The sequence below is a fragment of the Rhizobium sp. YTUHZ045 genome, from assembly GCF_051124255.1.
Taxonomy (GTDB): Bacteria; Pseudomonadota; Alphaproteobacteria; order Rhizobiales; family Rhizobiaceae; genus Rhizobium.
The window spans coordinates 1,781,446-1,805,901 of sequence record NZ_CP101432.1 but is presented as its reverse complement, the minus strand read 5'-3'; the positions used below and the strand labels follow the sequence as shown (position 1 = coordinate 1,805,901).

At 59.9% G+C, this 24,456-nt stretch carries 29 protein-coding genes and 1 tRNA gene; 18 read left to right on the top strand and 12 right to left on the bottom strand.

The features are described 5' to 3' along the window. Positions 1–41: 41 nt before the first annotated feature. From NMA58_RS09180 to NMA58_RS09155, 6 genes are read left to right on the top strand one after another with little or no spacing between them, the layout of a single operon-like run. On the top strand, positions 42–869 hold the full coding sequence (locus tag NMA58_RS09180; protein WP_434713086.1) for an ABC transporter ATP-binding protein: 828 nt from the start codon (positions 42–44) through the stop codon (positions 867–869). After that, the gene (locus NMA58_RS09175; RefSeq protein WP_434713085.1) at positions 866–1,708 is read left to right on the top strand and encodes an ABC transporter permease; all 843 of its coding nucleotides are present in this window, start codon (positions 866–868) and stop codon (positions 1,706–1,708) included. Before NMA58_RS09180 ends, NMA58_RS09175 begins: the two co-directional genes overlap by 4 nt. Beyond that, positions 1,708–3,021, top strand: a complete 1,314-nt coding sequence (locus NMA58_RS09170) for a cytosine deaminase (protein ID WP_434713084.1) — start codon at positions 1,708–1,710, stop codon at positions 3,019–3,021. The genes NMA58_RS09175 and NMA58_RS09170 overlap by 1 nt, the downstream gene beginning before the upstream one ends. A 1-nt stretch (position 3,022) precedes the next feature. Continuing rightward, on the top strand, positions 3,023–4,432 hold the full coding sequence (locus NMA58_RS09165) for an FAD-binding oxidoreductase (protein WP_434713083.1): 1,410 nt from the start codon (positions 3,023–3,025) through the stop codon (positions 4,430–4,432). Further along, positions 4,429–5,010 (top strand): NAD(P)H-dependent oxidoreductase, encoded by a 582-nt coding sequence (locus NMA58_RS09160; RefSeq protein WP_097598558.1) that lies wholly within the window; start codon positions 4,429–4,431, stop codon positions 5,008–5,010. Before NMA58_RS09165 ends, NMA58_RS09160 begins: the two co-directional genes overlap by 4 nt. A 51-nt stretch (positions 5,011–5,061) precedes the next feature. Next, the gene (locus tag NMA58_RS09155; RefSeq protein WP_183703167.1) at positions 5,062–5,454 is read left to right on the top strand and encodes a RidA family protein; all 393 of its coding nucleotides are present in this window, start codon (positions 5,062–5,064) and stop codon (positions 5,452–5,454) included. A gap of 59 nt (positions 5,455–5,513) precedes the next feature. Here the strand turns inward: NMA58_RS09155 and NMA58_RS09150 are convergent, their stop codons facing one another. The 3 genes from NMA58_RS09150 to NMA58_RS09140 form a co-directional block, all read right to left on the bottom strand. Next, complete coding sequence (locus NMA58_RS09150) at positions 5,514–5,744, bottom strand: hypothetical protein (RefSeq protein ID WP_183703164.1); 231 nt, start codon at positions 5,742–5,744, stop codon at positions 5,514–5,516. Then, positions 5,744–5,914 carry a hypothetical protein gene (locus NMA58_RS09145; RefSeq protein ID WP_176536259.1) on the bottom strand — a complete coding sequence of 57 codons (171 nt, stop codon included), beginning with the start codon at positions 5,912–5,914 and terminating at the stop codon, positions 5,744–5,746. The genes NMA58_RS09150 and NMA58_RS09145 overlap by 1 nt, the downstream gene beginning before the upstream one ends. Positions 5,915–6,038: 124 nt before the next feature. Next, the gene (locus NMA58_RS09140; protein ID WP_085778099.1) at positions 6,039–6,296 is read right to left on the bottom strand and encodes a DUF982 domain-containing protein; all 258 of its coding nucleotides are present in this window, start codon (positions 6,294–6,296) and stop codon (positions 6,039–6,041) included. A gap of 412 nt (positions 6,297–6,708) precedes the next feature. On the opposite strand from NMA58_RS09140, the gene NMA58_RS09135 reads away from it, so the two are divergent. Beyond that, on the top strand, positions 6,709–7,536 hold the full coding sequence (locus NMA58_RS09135; RefSeq protein ID WP_085778098.1) for a nickel-binding protein: 828 nt from the start codon (positions 6,709–6,711) through the stop codon (positions 7,534–7,536). A 161-nt stretch (positions 7,537–7,697) separates the two neighbouring features. Here NMA58_RS09135 and NMA58_RS09130 read toward each other — a convergent pair whose 3' ends face one another. After that, positions 7,698–7,979, bottom strand: coding sequence for a DUF982 domain-containing protein (locus NMA58_RS09130; protein WP_434713082.1), 282 nt, complete (start codon positions 7,977–7,979; stop codon positions 7,698–7,700). A 577-nt stretch (positions 7,980–8,556) separates the two neighbouring features. Between NMA58_RS09130 and NMA58_RS09125 the strand changes: the two genes are divergently transcribed. Both NMA58_RS09125 and NMA58_RS09120 read left to right on the top strand, forming a co-directional pair. Beyond that, complete coding sequence (locus NMA58_RS09125) at positions 8,557–9,420, top strand: ornithine carbamoyltransferase (protein ID WP_434713081.1); 864 nt, start codon at positions 8,557–8,559, stop codon at positions 9,418–9,420. Between the two features lie 394 nt (positions 9,421–9,814). Beyond that, positions 9,815–11,605 carry an ABC transporter ATP-binding protein gene (locus NMA58_RS09120; protein ID WP_434713080.1) on the top strand — a complete coding sequence of 597 codons (1,791 nt, stop codon included), beginning with the start codon at positions 9,815–9,817 and terminating at the stop codon, positions 11,603–11,605. A gap of 168 nt (positions 11,606–11,773) precedes the next feature. On the opposite strand, the gene NMA58_RS09115 is transcribed toward NMA58_RS09120, so the two are convergent. Further along, positions 11,774–13,180, bottom strand: coding sequence for an adenylate/guanylate cyclase domain-containing protein (locus NMA58_RS09115; RefSeq protein WP_434713079.1), 1,407 nt, complete (start codon positions 13,178–13,180; stop codon positions 11,774–11,776). Positions 13,181–13,457: 277 nt separating this feature from the next. Here NMA58_RS09115 and NMA58_RS09110 point away from each other — a divergent pair, with 277 nt between their 5' ends. Continuing rightward, positions 13,458–14,189 carry a hypothetical protein gene (locus tag NMA58_RS09110; protein ID WP_434713078.1) on the top strand — a complete coding sequence of 244 codons (732 nt, stop codon included), beginning with the start codon at positions 13,458–13,460 and terminating at the stop codon, positions 14,187–14,189. Positions 14,190–14,208: 19 nt separating this feature from the next. On the opposite strand, the gene NMA58_RS09105 is transcribed toward NMA58_RS09110, so the two are convergent. Both NMA58_RS09105 and NMA58_RS09100 read right to left on the bottom strand, forming a co-directional pair. Next, positions 14,209–15,702, bottom strand: coding sequence for an FAD-dependent monooxygenase (locus NMA58_RS09105; protein WP_434713076.1), 1,494 nt, complete (start codon positions 15,700–15,702; stop codon positions 14,209–14,211). A 342-nt stretch (positions 15,703–16,044) separates the two neighbouring features. Next, the gene (locus NMA58_RS09100; RefSeq protein ID WP_434713074.1) at positions 16,045–16,215 is read right to left on the bottom strand and encodes a hypothetical protein; all 171 of its coding nucleotides are present in this window, start codon (positions 16,213–16,215) and stop codon (positions 16,045–16,047) included. A 193-nt stretch (positions 16,216–16,408) separates the two neighbouring features. On the opposite strand from NMA58_RS09100, the gene NMA58_RS09095 reads away from it, so the two are divergent. The 3 genes from NMA58_RS09095 (at position 16,409) to NMA58_RS09085 (ending at position 18,605) form a co-directional block, all read left to right on the top strand. Continuing rightward, the gene (locus NMA58_RS09095) at positions 16,409–16,882 is read left to right on the top strand and encodes a nucleoside deaminase (protein WP_434713073.1); all 474 of its coding nucleotides are present in this window, start codon (positions 16,409–16,411) and stop codon (positions 16,880–16,882) included. Between the two features lie 315 nt (positions 16,883–17,197). Then, on the top strand, positions 17,198–17,809 hold the full coding sequence (locus NMA58_RS09090) for a L,D-transpeptidase (RefSeq protein WP_434713071.1): 612 nt from the start codon (positions 17,198–17,200) through the stop codon (positions 17,807–17,809). Between the two features lie 172 nt (positions 17,810–17,981). Continuing rightward, positions 17,982–18,605, top strand: a complete 624-nt coding sequence (locus NMA58_RS09085; protein WP_097598567.1) for an outer membrane protein — start codon at positions 17,982–17,984, stop codon at positions 18,603–18,605. A gap of 465 nt (positions 18,606–19,070) precedes the next feature. Here the strand turns inward: NMA58_RS09085 and NMA58_RS09080 are convergent, their stop codons facing one another. The 3 genes from NMA58_RS09080 to NMA58_RS09070 all read right to left on the bottom strand — a co-directional run bounded on the left by NMA58_RS09080 (position 19,071) and on the right by NMA58_RS09070 (position 21,310). After that, entirely contained in the window at positions 19,071–19,469 is a 399-nt protein-coding gene (locus NMA58_RS09080) for a hypothetical protein (protein ID WP_434713070.1), read from the bottom strand. Positions 19,470–19,673: 204 nt separating this feature from the next. Further along, on the bottom strand, positions 19,674–20,063 hold the full coding sequence (locus NMA58_RS09075; protein ID WP_434713069.1) for a hypothetical protein: 390 nt from the start codon (positions 20,061–20,063) through the stop codon (positions 19,674–19,676). Positions 20,064–20,347: 284 nt separating this feature from the next. Further along, the gene (locus NMA58_RS09070; protein WP_434713067.1) at positions 20,348–21,310 is read right to left on the bottom strand and encodes a sterol desaturase family protein; all 963 of its coding nucleotides are present in this window, start codon (positions 21,308–21,310) and stop codon (positions 20,348–20,350) included. A 213-nt stretch (positions 21,311–21,523) separates the two neighbouring features. Here NMA58_RS09070 and NMA58_RS09065 point away from each other — a divergent pair, with 213 nt between their 5' ends. Together NMA58_RS09065 and NMA58_RS09060 are read left to right on the top strand one after the other, a co-directional pair. Beyond that, the gene (locus tag NMA58_RS09065) at positions 21,524–21,799 is read left to right on the top strand and encodes a hypothetical protein (RefSeq protein ID WP_434713066.1); all 276 of its coding nucleotides are present in this window, start codon (positions 21,524–21,526) and stop codon (positions 21,797–21,799) included. A 231-nt stretch (positions 21,800–22,030) separates the two neighbouring features. Then, the gene (locus tag NMA58_RS09060; RefSeq protein ID WP_434713064.1) at positions 22,031–22,243 is read left to right on the top strand and encodes a hypothetical protein; all 213 of its coding nucleotides are present in this window, start codon (positions 22,031–22,033) and stop codon (positions 22,241–22,243) included. Here the strand turns inward: NMA58_RS09060 and NMA58_RS09055 are convergent. Beyond that, positions 22,224–23,009, bottom strand: a complete 786-nt coding sequence (locus tag NMA58_RS09055) for a Crp/Fnr family transcriptional regulator (RefSeq protein ID WP_434713063.1) — start codon at positions 23,007–23,009, stop codon at positions 22,224–22,226. The genes NMA58_RS09060 and NMA58_RS09055 overlap by 20 nt on opposite strands. 272 nt (positions 23,010–23,281) lie before the next feature. Here NMA58_RS09055 and NMA58_RS09050 point away from each other — a divergent pair, with 272 nt between their 5' ends. From NMA58_RS09050 to NMA58_RS09040, 3 genes are all read left to right on the top strand, one after another. Then, the gene (locus tag NMA58_RS09050) at positions 23,282–23,539 is read left to right on the top strand and encodes a DUF6894 family protein (protein ID WP_221113329.1); all 258 of its coding nucleotides are present in this window, start codon (positions 23,282–23,284) and stop codon (positions 23,537–23,539) included. 43 nt (positions 23,540–23,582) lie between these two features. Beyond that, positions 23,583–23,963, top strand: a complete 381-nt coding sequence (locus tag NMA58_RS09045) for a hypothetical protein (RefSeq protein ID WP_434713062.1) — start codon at positions 23,583–23,585, stop codon at positions 23,961–23,963. Between the two features lie 77 nt (positions 23,964–24,040). Further along, complete coding sequence (locus NMA58_RS09040; protein ID WP_434713061.1) at positions 24,041–24,214, top strand: hypothetical protein; 174 nt, start codon at positions 24,041–24,043, stop codon at positions 24,212–24,214. Here NMA58_RS09040 and NMA58_RS09035 read toward each other — a convergent pair. Further along, positions 24,209–24,284: transfer RNA gene (locus tag NMA58_RS09035), tRNA-Lys, on the bottom strand. The two genes, NMA58_RS09040 and NMA58_RS09035, sit on opposite strands and share 6 nt — an antisense overlap. Between the last annotated feature and the right edge of the window lie 172 nt (positions 24,285–24,456).

Sequence of the window (24,456 nt, the reverse complement as noted above, 5' to 3'; positions counted from 1 at the left end):
CGAACACGGCGGATCACTCCCCTGCATGAACGAGACAGGCAATGCCCCCAGCAGAAGCTCAGGCCCAATCACCGAAAGAGATGCGCAAGCGGCCGCTGGCCGTCATGCAATCGGTTTCCAAAGTCTTCTCCAGCGGAACCGTAGCCCTTTCGAACATGTCGCTGACCGTGGAAAGCGGTGAGTTCATCAGTCTGCTCGGTCCGTCCGGCTGCGGCAAATCCACCGCGCTGCGCATCATTGCCGGCCTCGGCAATGTGACCTCGGGCGCGATCGACTGGCCGAGTTCGCGCATCAACTCCAAGGGTCTCCCTGAGGGCGACATCAGCTTCGTCTTTCAGGAGCCGACGCTGATGCCCTGGAAGACCGTCTTCGATAACGTCCATCTGCCGCTGAAACTGAAACATGTTTCGAAGGCTGCGGCGCACGATCGGATCCTGGAGACGTTGAGCACCGTCGGGCTTCAGGATTTCGCCAGCGCCTATCCGCGCGAACTCTCCGGCGGCATGAAGATGCGTGTGTCGATCGCTCGGGCGCTCGTGACCAGGCCGAAGCTCCTGTTGATGGATGAGCCCTTCGCAGCACTTGATGAGATCACCCGCCAGAGGCTGAACGACGACGTGCTGCGCCTCTGGAAGGTGACCGGCATCACCGTCATCTTCGTCACCCATTCGGTCTTCGAATCCGCCTATCTCTCGAACCGCATCGTCGTGATGAAGGCAAGGCCCGGGCGCGTTCATGCCGACCTGCCGCTGACGACCAGCCTGGAACGCGATGCCCATTACCGCACTTCGGAAGAATACCGCAGAGCTTGCGAGACGGTCTCGCATTCGCTGATCGGGGCGATCAACGCGGTGGAGGACCATCGATGAGTGACGAACCGGCCGCAGCGCCGCTGCTTGTCAAAACCACTGCAAGCGCCCGGAGCCGCGATCTGGCGTTGCGCATCTTGATCCCCCTGCTGGTGATCGCGGCGCTGATCCTGATCTGGTCTGCCTATGTCAGACTGTCCGGCGTGCCGCCCTATATCCTGCCGGGCCCGGCCGCGGTCGCAAATGCCTTCGTGACCGATTGGGGCACGCTTGCCCCTGCCCTCTGGGTCACCACCAAGATCACGCTGGTATCGCTGATGCTGGCGCTCGTCGGCGGCGTCGGTTTTGCGATCTTCCTCGTGCAATCGCGCTGGATAGAACTCGCCTTCTATCCGCTCGCGGTCATTCTTCAAGTCACCCCGATCGTGGCGATCTCGCCGCTGATCCTGATCTATGCGCCGTCGACGCAGGTGGCGCTTCTCATCTGCGCCTTTCTCGTTGCCTTTTTCCCGATCCTTTCGAATATGGTGCAGGGGCTGAAAAGCGTCGACCATAATCTCATCAACCTGTTCGAGCTCTACGGCGCCTCGCGCTGGCAGACGCTGCTCTTTCTCAAGCTGCCGGCCGCCCAACCCTATTTCATGACCGGTCTCAGGATCGGCGGCGGCCTGGCGTTGATTGCAGCCGTCGTCGCCGAGTTTGCCGCGGGCTCGGCGGGCGCCGGCTCTGGCCTCGCCTTCCGGCTCCTCGAAGCGCAATACCGGCTCAATATTCCGCGCCTCTTTGCGGCGCTGCTGATGCTCTCGCTGCTCGGCGTGGCGATCTTCGCCGTAACCTCCTTCATTTCGTGGCTTGCCCTGCACCGCTGGCACGAGAGCAGCCTGAAACGGGAAAACTGATGACCTATTCCTTCATTTCACCGCCCAATGCCGGCCGCTTCGTGCTGAGCAATGCGACTCTGCCTGCAGCTGCCGTCACCGGTTATGACGCACCTGCCGTCGAGGGGCTCGTGCGGGCCGATATCGTCATCGCCGACGGTGTGATTTCCGCCCTGTTGCCGCCCGGCGGAGCGCCCGCCGAAATTGCGAAATCCGACCTCAAGGAAGGCATGGTCTGGCCCTGCTTCGCCGACATGCATACGCATCTCGACAAGGGCCACATCTGGCCGCGCAACGCCAATCCGGACGGCACGTTCCCGGGGGCATTGGAGGCCGTGCGCGCAGACCGCGAGGCAAACTGGTCGGCCGCCGACGTCAAGAAGCGCATGGAGTTCTCCCTGCGCTGCGCCTACGCACACGGCACCAGCCTCATTCGGACCCATCTCGATTCCCTTGCGCCGCAGCACCGCATTTCATTCGAGGTCTTTGCCGAAATGCGCGATGTTTGGAAGGACAGGATCGCCTTACAGGCGGTGGCGCTGTTTCCGATGGAAAACATGGCGGACGCCGCCTATTTCGCCGATCTCGTCACTGTGGTCTGCGAAAAGGGCGGGCTGATCGGCGGCGTCACCCGGATGAGCGGCGATCTCGACAACCAGCTCGACATGTTGTTCAGGGCTGCGGCTGATAATGGCCTCGATGTCGACCTTCATGTCGACGAGACCGACGATCCGGCTGCGGAAACCCTGAAGGCGATCGCGCAAGCCGTGCTGCGCAACCGCTTCGGCGGCAAGGTGACGGCCGGCCATTGCTGCTCGCTCGCCCGCCAGGACGAGGAGACGGCAAAACGCACGGTCGATCTCGTCGCAGAGGCCCGACTCGCCATCGTCTCGCTGCCGATGTGCAACACGTATCTGCAGGACCGCTATTTCGGCCGCACACCGCGCTGGCGCGGCGTCACACTTTTCCACGAACTGGCGGCAGCCGGCGTCGCAACGGCGGTCGCCTCCGACAATACCCGCGACCCCTTTTATGCCTATGGCGATCTCGACCCGGTGGAAGTGTTTCGCGAGGCGGTCCGCATCCTGCATCTCGACCATCCGCTGGATACGGCCGCACGGGTTGTAACCACCTCGCCCGCCGATATTCTCGGCCGACCGGATATGGGACGCATCGCCGTCGGCACTGCAGCTGATCTCGTGCTCTTCAGCGCCAGGCGCTGGAGCGAATTTCTTTCCCGTCCGCAGTCCGACCGCGTCGTCCTTCGACGCGGCAAGGTGATCGACCGCAGCCTGCCGGACTATCGTGAACTCGACAGCGTCGTTGGAGCCTGACATGCCGGATTATCAGACGATCAAAAAGGAACTCGAAGGCATCGCCATAGAAGACAATCCGGCGCTGGTGCGCCAGAAGAGCCGTGATTTCTACTGGTATTCGCCGATCCTGAAGGCGCAGCTCGACAATGTGACGGCCGATCTCGTCGTCACGCCGAAAAACGAAGAAGAGGTCATCCGGACGCTGAAGGTCGCCTTCGCGCATGGCGTGCCGGTCACGCCGCGCGGCGGCGGCACCGGCAATTACGGCCAGGCGATGCCGCTTTCCGGCGGGATCGTGCTGAACCTTGCCGCCATGGACAAGATCAAGGAAATTCATCCCGGCCGGGTGATCTGCGAGCCGGGCATCATCATCGCCCAGCTCGACAAGCAGACCAAAACTCATTCCGGCCAGGAACTGCGGTTCCATCCCTCGACGGCGCAGATGGCGACGGTCGGCGGCTTCATCGCCGGCGGCTCCGGCGGCGTCGGCTCGATCACCTGGGGCGGCTTGCGCGATCTCGGCAATATTCTGCGCCTGCGCGTCGTCACCATGGAGGCCGAGCCGCGCGTGCTCGATCTCACCGGCTGGGATCTGCAAAAGGTCAGCCATGCCTACGGCACCAACGGCGTCATCACCGAGATCGAAATGCCGCTGGCGCCCGCCTATGATTGGGTCGATGTTCTCGTCGGCTATGACGACTTCATGGCCTGCGTGCGCTTCTCCGATGCGCTTGCCAAATGCAACGGCATCCTCGTCAAGGAGATCGCCCCGATCGCCGCACCGATCCCGTACGACTATTTCACCCGCCACAAGCCCTATATCCGCAAGGGGCAGTCGGTGGTGGTGCTGATGATCGCGCCGCATGCGATGGATGCCTTCCTCGCCTTCACCTCGGCCCACAAGGGCGAAGTGATCTTCCGCTCCGACAAGGTCGAGAGCATGAAGGGCATTCCGCATGCCTATGAACTTGCCTGGAACCACACGACGTTGCGGGCGCTGAAGGTCGATCCTGGGTTCACCTACCTGCAGGTCCAGTACCCGGGGCCGGATCACGTGGCCAAGGTCGCCAAGATGGTGGAGATCTTCGGCGACGAAGTTCCGGGGCATCTTGAGTTCATCAAATTCGACGGGCAGATCCAGTGCTCCGGCCTTCCGCTGGTGCGCTATACCACAGAGGAGCGCCTTGAAGAAATCATCCGGATCCACCAGGATCACGGCTGCCCGATCTTCAACCCGCACCGCTACACGCTCGAGGAAGGCGGCATGAAGCGCACCGACAAGGTACAGCTTGCCTTCAAGCACGAAACCGATCCGAAAGGGCTTCTGAATCCCGGCAAGATGATCGCCTGGGAGAACCCGGACTTCGATTTCAATGCCGGCAAGAACTATCTCTTCCCCGGCCTTGCGGGCCTCATGGAGGCCTCATGAGGGTGCTCGTGCTGCATTCGCATCCGGTGGAGGAAAGCTACGGCAAAGCGCTCTATAAGCAGACGCTGGAAAGCCTGCGCAAAGCCGGCCATGAAGTGGACGGATGCGATCTCTACGCCGAGAATTTCGATCCCGTTCTCTCCCGGCATGACCGGCTCGCCTATCACGACTACCCCGACAATATCGCGCTGGTGAAACCCTATGTCGAGCGGCTGAAACGGGCGCAAGGGCTGGTCCTGGTCACGCCGGTTTGGAATTTCGGCTTCCCGGCGATATTGAAAGGTTATTTCGATCGCGTCTGGCTTCCAGGCGTTTCCTTCGAGCTGATCGACGGCAAGGTGGAATCGCGGCTGCGCCATATCGGCAAGCTCGCCGCCGTGCTGACTTATGGCGCGACGCCGTTCCGCGCCTTCGTGGCTGGCAACCCGCCGAGGAAGATCGTCAAGCGCGTGCTGCGAGCGCAGATCAACCCGCTGCGGCCGGTCACCTTTCTTGCCCATTACGACATGAATAATTGTACCGAGGAAACGCGGACACGGTTCCTGCAGAAGGTGAAGAGCGCGATGGAGCGTTTCTGAGCATGCGGAAGGACTGTCCGCCGAAACACCTGGTTCAGGCAGGGATTTCCGATGAAGAAGGTTTTTAACCCGATCTCCGTCCGCCGCCCATTCGGGCATTACAATCACGGGCTGCTGGTGCCTCCGGGCGCCTCCCTGCTCGTGACCTCGGGCCAGCTCGGCATCGCCCCCGACGAGGCGGTACCGGAGGATATCGGCGCACAGGCGGAACTCTGCTTCGAAGCCATCAAGGCAATTCTCGCCGAGGCCGAGATGAGTTTTGCCGACGTTATCCGCATCTCCGCCTTCGTGACGAAGCGAGAGGATTTCCCAGCCTACATGGCCGTGCGTGATCGTTACACGCTCGATCCGAAGCCGGCCTCGACGCTGATCATCGTCGGCGGATTCACCCGCCCGGAATTCCTCGTGGAAGTCGAAGTCACGGCCGCCAAGGTGTTTTGCTGAAGCGAGCCGAACGCCTGCCTCCCCGTCAGTCGCTGCTTCAGTTGCCTGCGCCCGATTGTCTAAAGCGCGTCGCGCTCGTAACGCGGCGTCCAGCCGCGCGCCATGCCGCGGCTCATCAGTCGTTCGGCCAGCGCCAGTTGCCGGCGCAGATGCTTGCAGTCGTCGAGCAGCGAACGGATCGCCGCCTTGGCATCATCGTCATGCCAGGCGAGCACGGCTTCCACTTCCCAAGCATCATCGGGTTCCAACTGATCAGGCTTGGCCTGACGGGATTTCAAAACCGGCCGCATCAGTTCAGCGCCAGCGGCAATTGGACCGGGCGCGGCAGAGGCGGCAGCGGACGGCTGAGTTCCACCTTTTTCTGCCAAGCGGCGCGGCGCTGCTGATCCCGCTCGCGGGCGGCGCGAGAGGCTTCGACGAGGGCAAGGGCGTCGGCGATCACCTGTTCCGCATGTGTCATGACCATCTCCAATGTTCCTGTTTTGTTCTAATTTAGACTTTTAGCTGAAGAAGTCAAGTGCGACGACGAGCGTGTCTTGGAAACGGGAACTAGGATGCGCCGCTGGTCAGAATGCGGCCGCTGGTCAGTCGGCGGCTTCTATGACGGCGATGCCCGCCTCCTGCGCAGCCCTGATGAAGACGGCGCGCACATGATCCGGCGAGAGATCGCCGGTAATCGCATCCAAGCAGGCCTTGACCGCTTCGAAATATTCTTCGCCGTCATCCACCGGCCAGTCACGGAGCAGCGTTCGCGCGGCATCCCACACTGAGTTGATAACGGCATAATGGCCGAGCCCCATGGAGGCCAGGCCTACCGGTCGAAAATTTGCCGTCTGTCTCACTTTGCTACAGCTTTTCCTCATTTCGGCGAGCTAACCGATACTTTGCAATTAGCATGCCGTTGGCAGCGGCCTTCGATCCTTGGCACCATGACCGTGAAAGACACGTCTCTCCCGGCGGGATCCGGCAGGCGACGCTTGAAACGGGAAACGTCTGAAGCTTCTCGAGGGGTTCCGGAACTCTCGCTATCAGCATTAAACGACCGATTATGGTAAATATCAGACTGAACTCATTACACCCACTCATTAAAATGACCAATATCCATGCATATTCTATCGGGCGTGCAGCAACGCGTTGCTTCTCGGAAGCAACGCCTGGCAACGATCAGGCATTGATTGTCCCGAAGGTGGACGGGAATGAATCCAGATCGTACAATGCCATCTCTTGCACGCGGCGGATCTGGGAGGACGCGCGATGCCTATCTTCATGGACCGGCACTACCTCGAAGGAACGTCAGCCGCCGAGGTTGCCCAGGCGCATCGCATGGATATCGACATTCAGGATCGATACGGCGTCAAGTTTCTGACTTATTGGTTCGACGAGCGGCGCGGTACGGCCTTCTGTCTGGTGGATGCGCCCGATGTCGAAACCGTCCACTGCGTACATCGCGAAGCGCACGGTTTCGTCGCTAATGAGGTCGTCGAGGTGGCTCTGTCGGCTGTCGAGGCCTTTCTCGGTCGCATCAATGACCCCGATCCGGCGCCGGGCCAATCCGCGCCGCGGATGGATCCTGGCCACCGGGCGATCCTGTTTACCGATATTGTCGGCTCGACCGAGATGACGGCGCGCCTCGGCGACCGCATGGGGACGGAGCTGGTCAGGGCGCATGACGCGATCGTGCGCCGGTGCCTCGGCAAAAATTCCGGCCGCGAAGTGAAGCACACCGGCGACGGCATCATGGCCGCCTTCGCGGAGACGACCGCAGCCGTCGAATGCGCCATGGCGATCCAGCAGGAATTCCAGCATTACAACGGCAGCAAGGCCGAGCCGATCCATGTTCGCATCGGGCTCGATTGCGGCGAGCCGGTCGAGGACAGCAACGACCTCTTCGGCTCCACAGTGCAGCTCGCAGCCCGCCTCTGCGCGGCCGCAGCCAGTGACCAGATCCTCGTGTCGGAGAATATATTCCGGGAATTTGGCGCCGGCGACCTCTTTGCCCACGCTACGCGCCGGCGCATCAAGGGATTTTCGAAGCCCGTGCTGGTCTTCCGCTGCGATTGGGCGGGTGCCAGCCTTGGCTAAAGCGCGTCGCGACGGGGGCGACGCGCATAGAGCCGGTGAAATCCGCTGAGACTGTTGCGGCATTCCGCGGCGCCGCGGTCGGTTATGACCGAAGATTCGGGACGCGCCGCTTATGACGTGGCAGCACGCCAGCTCAGATCGCCACGAACAGACGTGGCTCTTCAAGCATTGCCGACATTTCGATCGCCCATCCCCTCGAATTTGGGGCCACTGTCGAGCATGCCCGACATCTTCAGAAAACGGCGGAAATTCTCGCGCGCGGCGCTGAGAGGAAATGCCCCCTTGGCGGTATCCCTGCACGCCTTCAGCAGAGTGTCATATGCCAGACCTCGCTTGTCCTGCGGCCACTCATCCAGAAAATCGAAGATTTCGTCGAGACTTGTGATCTCGGCGACGAAATGCTGACGATGAAGAAAAACCGGCTCGAACCGAGCTTCCGACATAGTAACCTCCCATTTATATTACTTTTTTATAGAACAATATTACTGAAAATCGCCGATTTGTTCAAGGCGAAATCGGGATTAGTTCGCTAGAGAACACTATGAACTTCCTTCCATAATCGCAGAATAGCTCGAGCAGATTATCGGGATTGCAGGATCACGAGGGACGATCGCTCGATGATCGAAGCCATTTCCTATCAGATCAGCGTGATCACTCTCGCCGGTCCTCGCATCTGGTTGTATCGGCATGATAGATTGCCGAGACAAACCTCAGGAGAAGCTCGATGCCCCGATTCCTCACCTTGTTCGCGACCAGCGTGATAATCGGCTTGTCCACGCTCACGGCTTCCTGCACCTCGCCCGCAAGGCCGGAGAGGGAGGATTTTCAATATCAGCTGGATACGTCCAGGAACCCGGCCTGTGCGGGCGGTTTCAGACCCGGCAATGCTCGCTCGTGCAGCTATTGAAAGACCGGTTTGCCGATCAGAGGTTTGGCGCATCAGGAGGCCTGGAAACAGCCATTGCCGAGCGGTCGATCTCCTGCATAGCCAACAGAAACATTGGAAACACCGTGAATTCCATGCCGAATAGAGACTTCCTCGAGTTCCACGCGTTGCCGCTGGACACCATCACTGCGATTATCGACAGAGCCGGCCAGCTTGCGAAGCATTGGGCGGACCGCACGATGCCACAGTCGCTGCTGGGCAAGCGAGTTGGTGTTATCGCCGACGACACGGGATGGCGGAACACGGCGGCCTTCGATCTCGGCGTCAAGGCCATGGGCGGCGTCTGCGTGCAACCGCCGATCAGCTTCAACACCCGCGAGGCCACAGCGGACCTTGCGGGCTATCTCGATAACTGGTTCGATCTTCTCGTCGTCAGGACGAAGGAACTCGCTACCTTGCAAGAGCTCGCGGCAGTCATGGATGCGCCTGTCATCAATGCCCGGACAAGACTAAATCATCCATGTGAAACGCTCGGCGATCTCGCCTATATCAAGAGCGTCAGGGGATCACTGGAAGGCCTCAAGGTCGCCGGGATCGCGCCGGATGCCAACATTCTTCGTTCCTGGGTCGAGGCATCGAAATCCATGCCCATCCGCGTCGTCCAAGTCTATCCGGAGCGCTGGCAGGTGACCGATCCCAATCTCCTGAACCAGAATTTCGAAACCAGCCGGGATATCCGGGATGCCCTTGCAGCAGACGTCATCATCACGGACTCGTGGCCGAAAGACGCGAGAGAAAACGAGCTGATCGAGTATCAAGTAACGGCAACGCTCCTCGATAAGGGACAGCGCGACATGATCTTTTTGCCATGCCCGCCAGTCGCAAGAGGGCAGGAAGTAACCGTCGACGCCATGTTGCACCCTGCCTGCCAAAGTTGTCCCGCAAAAGCATTCCTGCTTCACGCCCAGAATGCGCTGATGGAGTGGGCGACATCTTGACGATCGGGGGTTGCGCCTCGACGTGATCCGGCTCGCGACCCTCAGCGCGCACGAATTTTCCCAGTCTTTCAATTGTGTCGTTTTCGCATCACTTTCCGTAGGGTTGTAAATTCCCTCTTGGCAAGGGCGAATTGCTTCGCTACAAAACGCTACCGCTTCAGATCGAACATAAGGGAGGCGTTGAATGACATCAGCAATCATCGAAGCCTTCCCGTGCGGTATGTCCCGACGCTAGGTCATATCCATTCGCGGCTCGCCCCTAGCGCGCGCGATATGCGGTTTTTTCTCCCTTCACAGCCCGATTGATCTGACGGGATCACTTCGTCTTCCGCGTGGCTGCCTTTTAACTCTCGATTTTGAGGACCGGTTTCCGATACCGGCCGGGCTGGTTAAAATGACTCGCAAGAAGCTCGATTTCCGCGCCGACGCCTATCGTCACGTGCTCGGCTTTGTTTTTCATCATTGGCGCCACCGTGCTGTTCTGGTGGGCGTTATCATTGTGTTGGTTGCGGCCAGCACGCTTGCCGAGGTCATGGTGCCGGTGTTTTCGGGCCGGATCGTCGATGCCATTGCCGGCGGTCACGCCGCCGACGGTGCGCTCAGCGCCTTCGTCGTCGTCGTGGTGCTCGGCCTCACCAGTGTCGTGCTGCGCTGGTTCATTTTCGACGGCATTATCCGGCTGACGCTGCGCATCATGGCCGATGTGGCCAATAACGGTTTCCACAAGGTGCAGCGCTTCTCGACCGACTGGCACGCCAACAGCTTTGCCGGTTCGACGGTGCGTAAGATCACTCGCGGGATGTGGGCGCTCGACTTGCTCAACGACGTGCTGCTGGTCGCGCTGCTGCCGTCCCTCGTAATGCTGGTCGGCGCCAGTATGGTGCTCGGCAGCTACTGGCCGGTCATGGGCCTGATCGTGGCTGCAGGGTCGCTGGTCTATATCGGCGTGACTGTAGCGCTTTCCATGGGCTTCGTGTCGCCGGCGGCAAGGCTTGCCAATGCCTGGGACACCAAGCTCGGCGGCGCGCTCGCTGACGCCATCAGCTGCAATTCGGTAGTCAAGGCCTTCGGGGCTGAAAACCGCGAAGAGGCCCGCTTGCGCCACGTGCTGGGCAAATGGGACAGCCGCACGCGGCGGACATGGAAGCGCGGCACCTTGAGCGGCACGATCCAGGGCATCATGATGGTATCCATGCAGGCCGGCATTCTGGGGACGGGCCTGATCATGTGGCGGCAGGGGCTGGCGAGCGCCGGCGACATCACCTTCGTGCTGGCGATGTTCTTCGTTCTGCAAGGCTATCTGCGCAATGTCGGCCAGGACATCCGCAACCTGCAGCGCGCCGTCAACGACATGGAGGAGCTGGTACTGCTCGACAGGATGCCGCTCGGCATCGAGGACAAGCCGCACGCCAAGCCGATCACGATCGGCGCGGGCGAGATCGTCTTCGATCGCGTCACCTTCCAATATGGCGCTCATCCCGACCCGCTTTACGAGGATTTTTCGGTCACCATAAAACCCGGTGAGCGCGTCGGCCTGGTCGGGCATTCGGGCTCGGGCAAGACGACTTTCGTCAAGCTCATCCAGCGCCTCTACGACGTGAACTCGGGCGCCATTCGCATCGACGGCCAGGAAATCGCCGAGGTCAGGCAATCGAGCCTGCGCGGTCAGCTCGCCATCGTGCAGCAGGAGCCCATCCTGTTCCACCGGACGCTTGCGGAAAATATCGCCTACGGCAGGCCGAACGCCTCGCGGCGCGAGATCGAGCAGGCGGCGAAACAGGCCAATGCACACGGCTTCATCATGGACCTGCCCAAGGGCTATGAGACGATGGTCGGCGAACGCGGCGTCAAGCTGTCGGGCGGCGAGCGACAGCGTGTCGCCATCGCCCGCGCCTTCCTGGCTGATGCCCCGATCCTGATCCTCGACGAGGCGACGTCGAGCCTCGACAGCGAAAGCGAGGTGCAGATCCAGCAGGCTATGGAACGGCTGATGGACGGCCGCACGACGCTTGTCATCGCCCATCGGCTGTCCACGGTGCGGGCGCTGGACCGGCTGCTGGTGTTCGACAAGGGCAGAATCGTCGAAGAAGGCGACCACCAGGCGCTGATCCGGCTCAACGGCGGCATCTATCGCCGGCTGTTTGAGCGGCAGGCGCTGGAACTGACCAAGGGCCTGGTGGCATAAACCGCCTTCTCCTTCGATATGTGCCTCAGTTGTGCGCTTAAGCGCCGATGACTACCCTCTCCCCGTTTCAAGGGGAGAGGGAACGTGCAAACGCAGCGTCGAAGTCGGGAGAAGCCGATGCGGGAGGCTCAATGCTCCGCAGCGAAGCCCGCCATCAGCGGATGAGGCTCAGGACAGAGCGAAGATCCTGACCTCTCTGCCGATGCCCTGAAGCTCCGCCATTCGTGAGGCCGATGTGACGCCGCTGTCGCGCAGTATCTCCGAGACATTGGCGTCTTCGACGATCGCCTCGGTCGTCATGATCACATTCGGGTCGGCAAGGCCCTGGACGCGGGAGGCGATATTGACCGTCTGGCCGAAATAATCCTGCCTGTCGTTCAGGTTGACGGCGAGGCAGGGTCCCTCGTGGATGCCGATTTTCAGCAGGAGGTCTTCGCTGCCGTGTTCGGTGTTCAGCCGGCGCATCGCCTCCCGCATCCTGAGCGCCGCCGCCACCGCCCGGTCGGGGCTCGGAAAGGTCGCCATCACCGCATCGCCGATCGTCTTGACGACGGCGCCGGCCTCGGTGGCGACGATCTCGTGAAGGACCCTGAAATGCGCCCGCACCAGATCGAACGCGGCAAGATCGCCGACGCGCTCATAGAGCGCGGTCGAGCCCCTGAGATCGGTGAAGAGGAACGTCAGGCTGGTGATCTTCAGGCGCTGGTCGACGTCGAGTGTATCGGTCCGGTAGATGTCACGGAAACTCTGGTTCGTCAGCAGGCGCTTGGCCGTCAGAAATGGCCGCCTGCGGCCCAGGAGGTCGTGCAGCTCATCGCCGGCAATGCAGACATTCGGCACCACCCGGCGATCGGTGTGGTTCTCGAGGGTGAGCCGCAGGGTGCCGGGACGTAGCGTCACGGTTTCGTTCAGAGCATGCCCGCGGCTGATGACCATCGAGAGGTTCTGGCGTTCGTCGGCGGGTTCCCCCTGCACATCGATGAACTGGGCCGAATGGGTCACCGCATCGAAGATAATGACGAATTGCGCCGGCAACTGCAGCGACACGAAGGCCTTCTCGCCCGGGGCCAGCTCGATCAGTTCCAGCAGGATGCGGTCGAACCTGGCTTCAAGGTCCTCCGGCAGGTCGACGCCGGAGCTGAAGAAAATCTGGCGGTAATATTCGAGAGGCGGCAGCCGGTCTGGCTCGTGGGCGGCAATCCTGCGCACGCGCGGACTGACCGTGAAGGTGACCTCGACCATCTCGTCGAGGGTCGGTTCGTATCCGGCTGCGCAGAGGGCGCAATGATAGGTGTCCTGATTGACCCCCTTGAGGGTTGCGCCGCTGTCAAGGACGCCGCCGCATCCCGGGCAAAGCACGTTCCAGGTCATCTCAAAGGCGCCGATTCGGGCTGCATGCAGAAAGGCGGCGATGGTCTTTTCTTCATCGAGATGATGCTTATCGGCGAAAGCGAGCGCATTGATGCGATTGAGATCGCGATCATGGCCATGCTTCACGACATTTTCGATGCGCTCGACCGTCTCAGGGTCAGCCGCCTGTCGCAGGCTGGCAAAAAGCACGTCCATTTCGCTCATCGGACAAGTCTCTGTGCTGACAATACGGCTCATGACGTCAGTCCAGGAATGATAACACGGGACATTCCCAATAGAAATCGACCGGGCCGGGTGCCGCTCGCCACCGACAGGCCGGGTCCGGCGGCGCCCGAAAACCGGACGGGATCGTCCGTTTTGCAGTTGCGCCACCACCCGCGAAAATCGGTGGATCTCGCGCACAAAAAGCGAGCTTCACCGCCCCCGCTTCCGCTACAGTCACTCGTTTCGGCCTCTCGGGCCTGGTCGCAAAGGAGAAACGATGGATCGTCTCGTCGGCGCGGATGAAGAGGCTGAATCGGCAGATCGAGTTGACGAGGCCGATCGTGCGGCTGGTCTTGCGCGCGATATAACCGCGATCAAGATCGGCGACTGTCTCCTGGGTTACAAGGCCGTGCAGCGCCGAATGCGAGGCGGCCGCTGGAACCATTTCCGCGGCCGGATGCGCGAGATCGAGAAATTGATCCGGCATCGTCATGGCGAGATCGTGCCCGAGGCGGATGACGCCCTGATCTATGTCGAGGTGATCGCCGGTCTTGCCTTTGTCGAGTTCGGGGAAGGCTTTGTCGAGGTGGTTCTCGGCTGGGCGGCGCGGTGGCTGCCGTGGGCTCAAAAAGCCGTGATCGAGGAAATCATCTATGAGCGGACGAGAGTGCGCTTTTCTCCCCTCACCGCCGATGCACTCGGTCACGCCCTGCATCTGAGCTACGCCGAACGCAGCGCGCTCGACATTCGCACCATCGGCGCCTTCGACGTGCCGAAGGCGAAAAGAGCAAAACTGCAGAAGGAAAAGCGGCGCCAGCGCGAACGAAGCCGAAAGGAAGAGCAGCGGCGGGCCGCCGGCGCCGTTTCCAGGGCCGAATATCTCGACAACTCCCTCAGCGCAGCCCGCCCCTGGGAGGCCTTCGGCATCAGCCGCCGCACCTGGGAGCGCCGCGGCAAACCGATGCCGGAGCCAATGCCAGACGGCGCGCCGATTTCGCTGGCCGCTTAGCGCTGCGGCATTTCCCCTATTAGCGAGGCGGCCCGAACCAGGTGCTCATCGCTGCGTCGAGGCCATTCCCGGATCCCTCGCCCACCCATGCCACGTATCCGTCAGGCCGGATCAGCACCGCAGTCGGCGCCGCAACCGCCCCCAGCGCCGGCAGCACCCACGGCCCATCATAGCTGGCCTCGACCAGAGGCACGCGGCTTGACCATGGCCCGGTGTCGAGGCTGCCGCGCGAGGCGAGGTTCAACAGCACCGGTTTCGCCTCTCTCAACAGGGTAAAGAGATGCAAGGGGCCGTCCGGCGTGACCAGATCGAGATCAGGGATGCGGCGGCCGAGCAGCGGATGCCCCTCGCCGAAGTCGTATCGGATGCCAAGTCCGGACATTTCGGCAGCGATCTTCTTGCGCGCCTCCTCCAGCCCAAGCAGTTCCAGCACGACCTCTCTGAGAGCCTCGGTGCGATCATCGGTCCGTTGCAGCGCGACCTGGGCCATCGTCGTGCGCAGCACGCGGGCGGCGACCGGATGGCGCTCCGCGTGATAGGTGTCGAGCAGGGCTTCGGGCGATATGCCCTTCACCACCTGGGCAAGCTTCCAGCCGAGATTGACGGCATCCTGCACACCGGTATTGAGGCCCTGCCCGCCGACCGGCGAATGCACATGCGCGGCATCACCCGCCAGCAGCGCCCTGCCTTTGCGGTAGACCTCCGCCTGGCGCGACATATCGGTGAACCTTGATATCCACTTCAGGCCGTGGATCCCATAATCGGTTCCGCAGGCGGCGATCAGCGCTTGCTTGAGATCGTCAAGCGTCGGCTCGCCTGTGCCCCCGGCAGTCTTTTCCGTGACCATGACATTGATCGGACCTTCGCTGGCGAAGACCACCTTGCCGTCGCGGATTTCATATTCCTCGCGGCCGAAGGCATGCATGCCGAGCGCCGTGCGATGGACGCCGAGCGGCGGCTCTTCCTCCATCTCAGCCTCGGCGAGAATATTGCTGGTCGTCGCGTCCCATCCCGGAAAGGCAATGCCCGCCAGCTTGCGAACCAGGCTGCGGCCGCCATCGCAGCCGACGAGATAGCCTGCGTGCAGCGACGTACCATCGGAGAGTTCGAGGGTGACGCCGGCCTCGTCCTGCTCGAAATCAGTCAGTTCGCGGCCGCGATAGATCGTCACCGGCAGTTCGCCGACCCAGCCGGCGAGGATGCGCTCGATATGCTTCTGCCGCAGGGCCAGCCCATAATTGTGCCGCGTCGGGAAATCGCTGATATCGAGCCGCGTGACCGCAAAGCCAGTGACCTGGGCGATCTGGCCTTCCGCCAGGAACCGATCGACGATGCCGCGCTGGTCGAGAACCTCGAGCGTGCGCGAACTCAGACCGCCGGCACGCGAACCGACGATCTCCTGGTTCTCGCGCCGCTCGACGACGGCGACATCGACACCCGCCAGGGCCAGTTCACCCGCCAGCATCAGCCCCGTCGGCCCTCCTCCCGATATGATGACCGCATGTTCTTTCATCCGTGAACTCCTCTGTTCACACTTCCGAGCGCAAAATCCGCCATAGCGGGCCGACCCGGCGCGTTGACCTTTCCCGATTTCGTGATCCCGGTTCGGGTGCCGATTTCCCCTGTCGCAGGTTGTTCCCCCTATAAATATAAGCTCTCTAATGGTGGGAAGGACTTGCGACAGAATTTCTGCCTTGCTTCCAAAGCCCTGTTGGTTGCCGCTTGCGCGCTGTTTCGCGGTGGAGCGCGGGCGTTGAAACACGACCGGACCGGGTAGGCGCCGGATCCGACAGAGCGCCCATCTTTCACCATTCGTTCCGGAGGACGACCGATCAAAAAGCTGTCGTGACGCCTCTCACTGCGGAGCTGTCGCCTTTTGCGGAATGGTCTCAGTCGCCGGTCGCTCGGACGGATCGGCGGGATGGCCATAGAGCGTATAAACGGCGCCCGCCAGGATGCCGAGGACAAGAAGAACAAGCACATACGACATCATTCCGCGGATGGCCGTTTTCGGTGTTCTGTCCATCAGGGGGACCTCCAAGATAGATCAGGGTCAAAGTCGATGCGGGTGCTTTTGGTTCCGAGAATGAAAGTCTGGGGCGGCCCGTCTGCATTTGCACGGAAGGCGATTCAGATCACCAATCTCGATTCTGATTTGCAGCGCTTGGAAATCCTTCCGATCCGAGGGAAGATCATCCCGCGCTAACCTGGGGGTTCTCATGGAAAATCACGAGCCGTTTCTGCGAGAAGCGATTGCGCTCTCGAAATCCGCGATGGCAAACGGCGACGAACCGTTTGGCTCCGTCCTTGTAAAGGACGGCAAAGTCATCCTGCGCGCCGAAAACAGTGTCTTCACCGGCCACGATATGACAAACCACGCCGAGATGAATCTGGTTAAACTGGCGGCGCGGCACCACGACCCTGCTTTTCTCGCCGACTGCACGCTCTATACCAGCACTGAGCCCTGTGCGATGTGCTCCGGGGCGATCTACTGGTCGGGCATCGGCCGCATGGTGTTTGCGTGCTCGGAAACGCGGCTCGGCGAGATTGCCGGGATCGGGTTGAATGTACCCAGCCGGGCGGTGTTGCAGACCGGAGCGCGTTCCGTCACGGTGGTTGGCCCGACGAACCTCGAAGACGAAGCCGCCGAAGTTCACCAGGAATTCTGGCCGAAGCATCTGGGCAAGGTTTAGGCCCAGGGCTCATTGATTTGCGCCGGAAGATGACGGCGGCTGCGATTCATTTGGACGAAAAGAAGATGTGGGCGCATCTGTTCTGGCGGGTGGCAAGCCGACGCCCATCCTTGACCGTTGCAAAGGCTCGCTCAGCAAAAACACATCACCGATCGCAGCCTCCTTTGGGAGGGAGCGTCGGGGTTCGTGGGCTCGATGAGCGAAGTCAGGAGAACGGGAGCGGCGAAAGATCACCGCCAAACGGAGATCTACCCCGCCACAGTGCCGCCATAGAATTCGGCCCAATCATGGTTGTATAACAAGCGGATGCGAAGAATGAGATTGCTGGTTCTCCTTGCTGCGGCCCTGTTCCTGACAGTGGTGCATGCCCAAGCCCAAGTTTACACGCCGTATGATGGATACGATGAATACGACGGCTATGGCTATGATGAACCTTACAGCCCCTATCCCCCTCCTCCATACTACGAGCCAGAACCTGGTTATCGGGAACCCTTTCCAGAACGTCGGGAACCATCGACGCGCCTTGGCAGAGGAACCATCGTCATCGCCACGCGTGAGCACACCCTAATCTACACGACGTCAGCGGGTGAGCAGTTTGCCTACCCCATCGCCGTCGGCCGCGAAGGCAAACAATGGTACGGAACAACGCGGGTCGTGTCGAAACGACTGCATCCCGAATGGCGCCCAACAGCCAGCATGCGCCAGAAGAACCCAAGGCTCCCGGCAGTGGTGAATCCCGGGCCCGCAAATCCGCTTGGAACTCGCGCGATCTACCTTGCCGACGGACTGCTGCGCATCCATGGCACCAACGATCCCTCCTCCATCGGCACCAATGCATCAAGCGGGTGCTTTCGGATGTACCGCGAGGATGTCGAGGAGCTTTACGATATGGTGCAGCCGGGGACCCGCGTGATCGTCCAGCGGTGACGGAGCCTTCCCGAATTGTTTCATCTGACGTGGGCTTAGGCTCGTCTCACTCCCGGCCACAACACAACCTGTACTATAGCGTACAATCTCGCGAGTGTGTCCTTGTTGCTACAGCCTTTTGTTGAGATGTCGCTATACCCTGTGGTTGCAATCAATGCCATGGGGTACACAAATGAAGTTTACTATCGCCACCGCCTTACTCGCACTTGTCGCCACGACCGCGTTCGCGGCCGATGTCGTTCAGGACGTTCCGACCGCGCCTGTTGCGGCGGCACCCGTCTTCACTTGGTCGGGTCCGTATTTCGGTATCGATGGCGGCGCGGGATGGCTCGACGGTGATTTCAGCGCCGGCGGCCTCAGCGCTTCTGAGGACTTTAACGGTGGTGTCTTCGGCGCATTTGCCGGTTACAACTTCCAGTTCGACAGCATTGTCGTCGGCATCGAGGGCAACCTGGAATACAACTGGAATGAAGAGGAGGCACTGGGGGCAGATGTTGGAACCGATTGGGCGGGCGCTGTTCGCGGTCGTGTCGGTTACGCCTTCGACAAGGCACTCATCTACGGCGCAGCTGGTTGGACTGCCACACGCGGTTACGTCGACGTCCCGGGATTCGACAAGGAAACGGAAACCTTCAACGGCTACACCGTCGGCGCCGGCGTTGACTTTGCCTTTACCAACAACATCTTCGTTCGCGGCGAATATCGCTTCAACGACTTCGGCGAAAAAGATGTCCTGGGTGTTGATGTCGACCTCGACCAGCACGAACTGAAATTCGGCATCGGTGTGAAGTTCTAAAAACAGTCCCTCAGATCGTTAGCATCAGAGCCTCGCCGTGTTTCGGCGGGGCTTTTCAGTGACTCCGAACCAGGTCACGGTTCACGCGGCATATGGGGCTAGACTGTGTAGCAGTGAGCCGCGGCGGTCGGGAAACTCATTACCCTCAGTCGCACTGGCGCCGCTTCGCTTCCGTGTCGGCGCCTTCTCCGAGGGAGTCGTCGGCGCCGTAAATGGAGAAGGAACAGCATGCCGCTGAACGGCGATGCGCTGCTGCCCGCAACAGGAGACGCTATCATCGTGCTGAGCCGTGAGGTTATCGAGAACTAGTCGGCCGAGTCCCAGGCGTGTGAGCCGCCAAGTTCGCCATGCTGTCGCCAAGGCACTCGATGTCGGGGCTTTCGACCGGCTCGTCACTAGCAGCACGCCGTCCTTCACCTCTACAGGTGGCTAGCCCTCCAACCTCACGACCATGTAAGATCGTTTTTATTCATAGTCGTACTCCGTCTTTTTCACGCGTATCCACAAAGAATCTCTAGGTATTTCCTTCGTATTCAAATCAATCCAAAAATCAGAAACCAATTCTTCATTCGAGAACCTGAACATGTCAGACATTTTACCAATCTTATACCATCGGAAACGAGGAGAACTCGTCGCCACAGCGCGAATTGCCTCAATATCGCAGGGCCCCTTGGGTAATTTTTGCTGCAAGCGCTTGCTGTAGCCGGAAATATCTGCCTTCTCTCGTGACATCACTGCGTCGATCGCTGCGATGACGCCTGCCATTTCGTTGTAGCACCTGCCGGGCTCAACTGTTTGGGTCGAGGCGGTCTGCGTCGCCAAGCTCATGTAAAATGCGACAAGGTATTTCGGAACATTGAACATGCATGATCCCTCAAGGCTGGCTAACTGTGAGCGATTGACCTGCGGTCCGCAACGGCTTGAAGGCTGACCAAATTTGCGGAAGGGCACCTTCTTTTGAAGGGGGCGAATAAACCCGCCAAGGCAGGCAGCTCATCTGGAGAATTTTTTTGACGCCGACTAAACATCAGGTGGGCTGTATTCCGAAGGAATAGCGACTGCCCGAAGTCAGTTATCCTCGTGCTGCAGCGGTGATGTAACTTGGATCTGGGATGCCCGTTGCATTTTGACCTCATGACGATTCCAGAGCGCCAGACACAAGGTCGCCACGATGAAGAAAGCGAGCGCTGCCAGATGGATTTTGCCGGTGCGGCGCGCGAAATAGGACGTGGCCTTGGCCTCGACAGCCTGGGCCATGGCCCTATTCCGCCTGTCGCCTTCGAGGAGATGCCGGACTATGCGTCCATGTGACTGATCCTGCGCGCGGAACCGATCATCGTCCTTCGGTTCTGCATTCAACGCATGACGCACAGCGCTAAAGAGCAGGATTACCAGCAACACCCAGAGCATCAGGAAGGACAGGCCAAAAAGCCGTTCGCTGAGGGTGGTCATATCCATCGCAGTCTCCGGGCTACAGAGCGATAATCGCCCCTGCATGATTTCAACCTCGGGCGCAACCGTCACTTCGGGTAACCTAAATAAGCATTCACGCGCCATGCCCATCGGGGATTGATGGATCGCGCAGCGGTCGGAGTTCCCCTTTGCGATCGGCTCCTCAACGCATTAAACCCGGCTTTGTTGGAGCGGAAGCGGCGGCTGGAATCGACCCATTTCTGTCAATCGGAGCTAGTTCGTGGATTCCAGAAAGCTGCCGCTTATCACAACAGAGCGATGCCAGCTCGCTACCGGCGCTGTTCCGAGCCGGACAGCCCCTGCGGCGAGGCAGGTTTTCCGCTTACGGGGCTTATGCCGCACTTGGCCTTGGCAGCTTGCCACGCGCGTTGGACGAAACGGATTTCTGTGGCGATGGTTTCGCGGAACGGATCGGTTTGGTTGAAGTAGTCGCGGTCCAGACCGAGCTTTGCACCGTCTGCATCGCCCTTGTAATAGGTTCCGAACAAATGATCCCAGATCGGGAAATAATTGGCGAAATTCTTGTCGTGATGTTCCCGCACTCGGGAGTGATGGATGAAGTGGTCGCGTGGTGACTGGATCACGTATTTGCCAAACCAGCCATGCCAGGGAATGGCACTGTGCTTGACCAGACCAATGGCGTTAAAGGTGATGGTCACGACGGCGAACTCGGCCGTTGGCAGACCAATAAACAGCGCCGGAACGACCATAATGGCCATGTTTATGGCCTTCTCCAGCGGATGCTCCCGCGACGAAGTCAGCCCGTTGAACTCTTCCGCTGCGTGGTGAAATTCGTGCAGCCGCCATAGCACGGGCAGCCGGTGCATCAACCTATGCTGCCAATAGCTCAAGAAGTCTGTCAGCACTAGGAACAAGAGGACATGTGCCCAGCCTGGCAACCTCCGGCCAAGGTCCAGGTGGGGGGCATCCTGAGCCGCGCGGGTGATGGCATAGGACAGACCAAAAGATGCGAGCGCTGCAAATAGCGTAATCATTCCCGTCGCCTGAAGGACGAAATAGACGATGTCGGTGATTGTGGATTTGCTGCGTTCGAAGAAAACCCGACGGAACCCGGAATTGCCGAACCCCACATAAGTGAGTTCCACCGCGAAAACCGTCAGCACCAGACCAATGGAAATGGCGAAACTGAGCGCCATTGCCTTACCATTCAGATAATAAGTATTGTAAAAAAAGCTTCCAAGCTTGTGCAGGCAGTATTCGACCAGCACCATGGCACTGCTCCAAACACGAACCCGTACAGCTTAGTCCTGACGATGCGCTTTTGGCAGATTGCTCAAAGGACAATCGGGGCGTCCTTTTTATGTATTACCAGTGGTGGAGGTGCAGTCCCGGGAGGCATGCAAGAGGGTAGAGGAGCACTGCGAAAAATTTCAACTGGCCGAAAGGCTCATAATAAAGAACTATCATGACGGGAACAAAAGGCTATGTACGGTTCGATGCGCATTAGCATAGGGATCGAGGGTAAGTTGATGCTGTGTGGGTCACGCTGGCTCCTCGCTGAACTCATCGCCTGCGCCACGCTGACGGCCATCGACGGCGACACGCCAAGCGCGATGGGCAAAACATGCGATTGCTGGGGGGAAGGCGTTCCATTCGTCAGCGGCATCGACACGCCGGAGATCGGGAGCCACGCAAAGTGTCTCAAGGAACGGAAGCTGGCGTTGATTGCCAAGGGGAAGGCTGAAAGAACTTTTGGCTAATTCACCGGCGCGGTGGACCGGACGCCATCGCACCGACCGCTCGTCAGCATCTATCGACCGAATGGAAAGAGATCGGAGCCAAGATGCTCCGGGAGGCATTCGCCCGGACATGGAGCCCCGCTCAACGAAACGATTGGTGTGATTAATCCACGAAATACTTCGTGTTTGCGATCCTGCTTGATCAGGCGCGCTTCAGCCCTACCCTTCGCTTGCCAGGGAAATGAGGCTGTCATGATCCCATCGCCAATAGCACAGGCGCAGAACGTGCTGAATGAAGCCGAAGTGGCCCTTTGCCAGCGGGTCTTCGATCACGTCGTATCGGTGAAGAAGATCACCTCGGACCCGCAGCGCCAGGACCTCGCCTCTCGGATCATTCAGTCCTATCAGCACGGCGTGAAGGATGAGGACAGTTTGTTGAGCCTGCTTATCGATGTTCGATCGTAGAACCGGACCACCGACCCCACACCCCCTTCAATCTTGCCGGTCTTTGATCGTCTGACGGCGGATACCCAAGAAGCCGTTCGTACTCGGCTTCCGGAGCGCCGTAACAACCATCGGCAACATCGAGGAGAATCTGGCGGTCCAAAATCTTGACGTTCCCTCGCGTCGACTTGATGGCGCGCATGCCCTCCAGGATATGCAGATGGTCGGTGACCCCGGATCGCCTCACGCCAAGCATCAACGCCAAAAACTCGTGAGTAACAGGCATATCGTCCACGAGAAGACGGTCATGGCACATAAGCAGCCATCTCGCGAGACGCTGGTGCATGTTGTATCGGCCCGCCGCCAATGCCGAGTAAGCCAGTTGCAGCTCCCGCGTGTGGACATAGCGGAGAAACATTAGACGAGTTGCTTCGTCGCGCAAAAGCCTCAGGAAGCGGCTGGCGGGCAGTTCTAGCCCGACCCCTGAAATCTGCATGAAAGCGCGGTTTGGCATCCGATCGACGCCGAGCACCACCGGATATCCGCTCATCCCCTCGTATCCAATCTGACCTACCTCGATGCCTATCCCGTTCGAAGCCGCGGCCACCATTGAAGCCAGGCCGCTCTCGATAAAACAAACGTGCTCAATGGGTTGATTAGGTTCAACTAACGACCGGCGGGCTGGAAGATCAACACGCTTCAGGTCTGATGCGATAAGATCAAAAGCCTCCTCTGGAAGCCTTCGCAGCAACTTGTTCCTGGTATCTTTCTGCACAATTTTTGTCACAGCGTCGCCTCCGTGTGACTGCGTTGGCATACGTCCTTTGCCGATTCAGGCCATTCGCCCTCCTAAACGCACGAGCGAGGAAATCGATACGGTTGTAATCCAAATTGCTAATATGCTCCACCCAGCGGAACCTGCATGTGAAAACTTGGTTTGGCTACAACTGCGGGGGATGCCAGCTGTGTAGCCAGGCCTGGAAAATGCCTCGTTCTCAGTCGCCAACCTGCAGGTGATTGCCAGACGCGGGAGCGGCTGGAGATGGGGAGTGCAGGCCGTTGTCGACCTACTATTTTCATATCAAACACGCTGATCACGTCGTGACTGATCCAGACGGTGAGACATTCCTGGACTTGGAAGCAGCAAGAGAAGAGGCCGGTGAAGCTCTCAGAGAGCTCGTTGGCAGGGCCATCTTATCCAATCAGAAAGAACTCCCGCAGGCGATCGAGATTCGGGACGCCCATGGTCAACTGGCTGCCGAAGTTCATATCGATGTGGCGATACCCCAGATCGCGCATCGAAACAGAGATCGATAGCGCCGCTATCCCAATTATTAGTTGATCTTCAAGGGAATACCGATTGCGTCTGGAACGGTTTTGCGCCGTCCGTCCGTTGCTATCTCGCCCGCGCCTCAGCCGCGTCAGATTCATCCGCGAGGCGGCGCTTGGCGGCGGCCTCGATCTAAGTCGATCGGCGGCCGAGGAAGCTCCCGTTTCATATTTGAGCGGCTGGTCAGGGCCAATAGGCAACGTCCTGATCGGCGCATTCCTCCGGGCTCAATTCATTCCCCAACTCGCGCCAGTAGATTGGAGCGATCTTGTCGCAGTAGGTCTTGGGGTCCAGCCCGAACGGCCTGCGGCCCGAACGGCAGTGGAACCTTATGCGTTGAAAGAACCGTTCGCAGAATTCCTCTTTGGTCATGCAAATAAACTTCGCGGGGCCGAAGATCGTTTCAACTGAAGGTGCAGCAGCGCGGAACCTACCGGGCGGCCCCACACGCGCGAAGTTCGGCACGGAGCATATTCCCGGCCTTGCCGATGAAACGCGCTGACGGCCCCGTGGGCGGCAAGGCGGAGTATGCGGGCGTCATTGAAACCGATGTCGGCGGCGGTCGCAGCGTTCCAATTTGTAACGGTGCCTTCGACCTTTGGACCGACAGTTTTTCCGGCCGCCGAAGCTATCCGCTTATGTTTCTTGGAGTTTTTTGGTGAGAGCGTCGGGGTTCGAACCCGAGACCTACTGATTAAAAGTCAGTTGCTCTACCGGCTGAGCTACGCTCTCCCTCTCCGCGGGTGTGAGGCACCCCGGCTGGAAGTGGGCGGAACATAGGCAGGTGACCGATTGCGGTCAACCGAAAAATTCGGCTTTTGCAAAGGTGGGGCACATTTCTCTGGCGCGCAAAGGCAGATTTCTCGCCCACGCAAAAAGGTGATTGGCAATCCCGCGCCTGCGA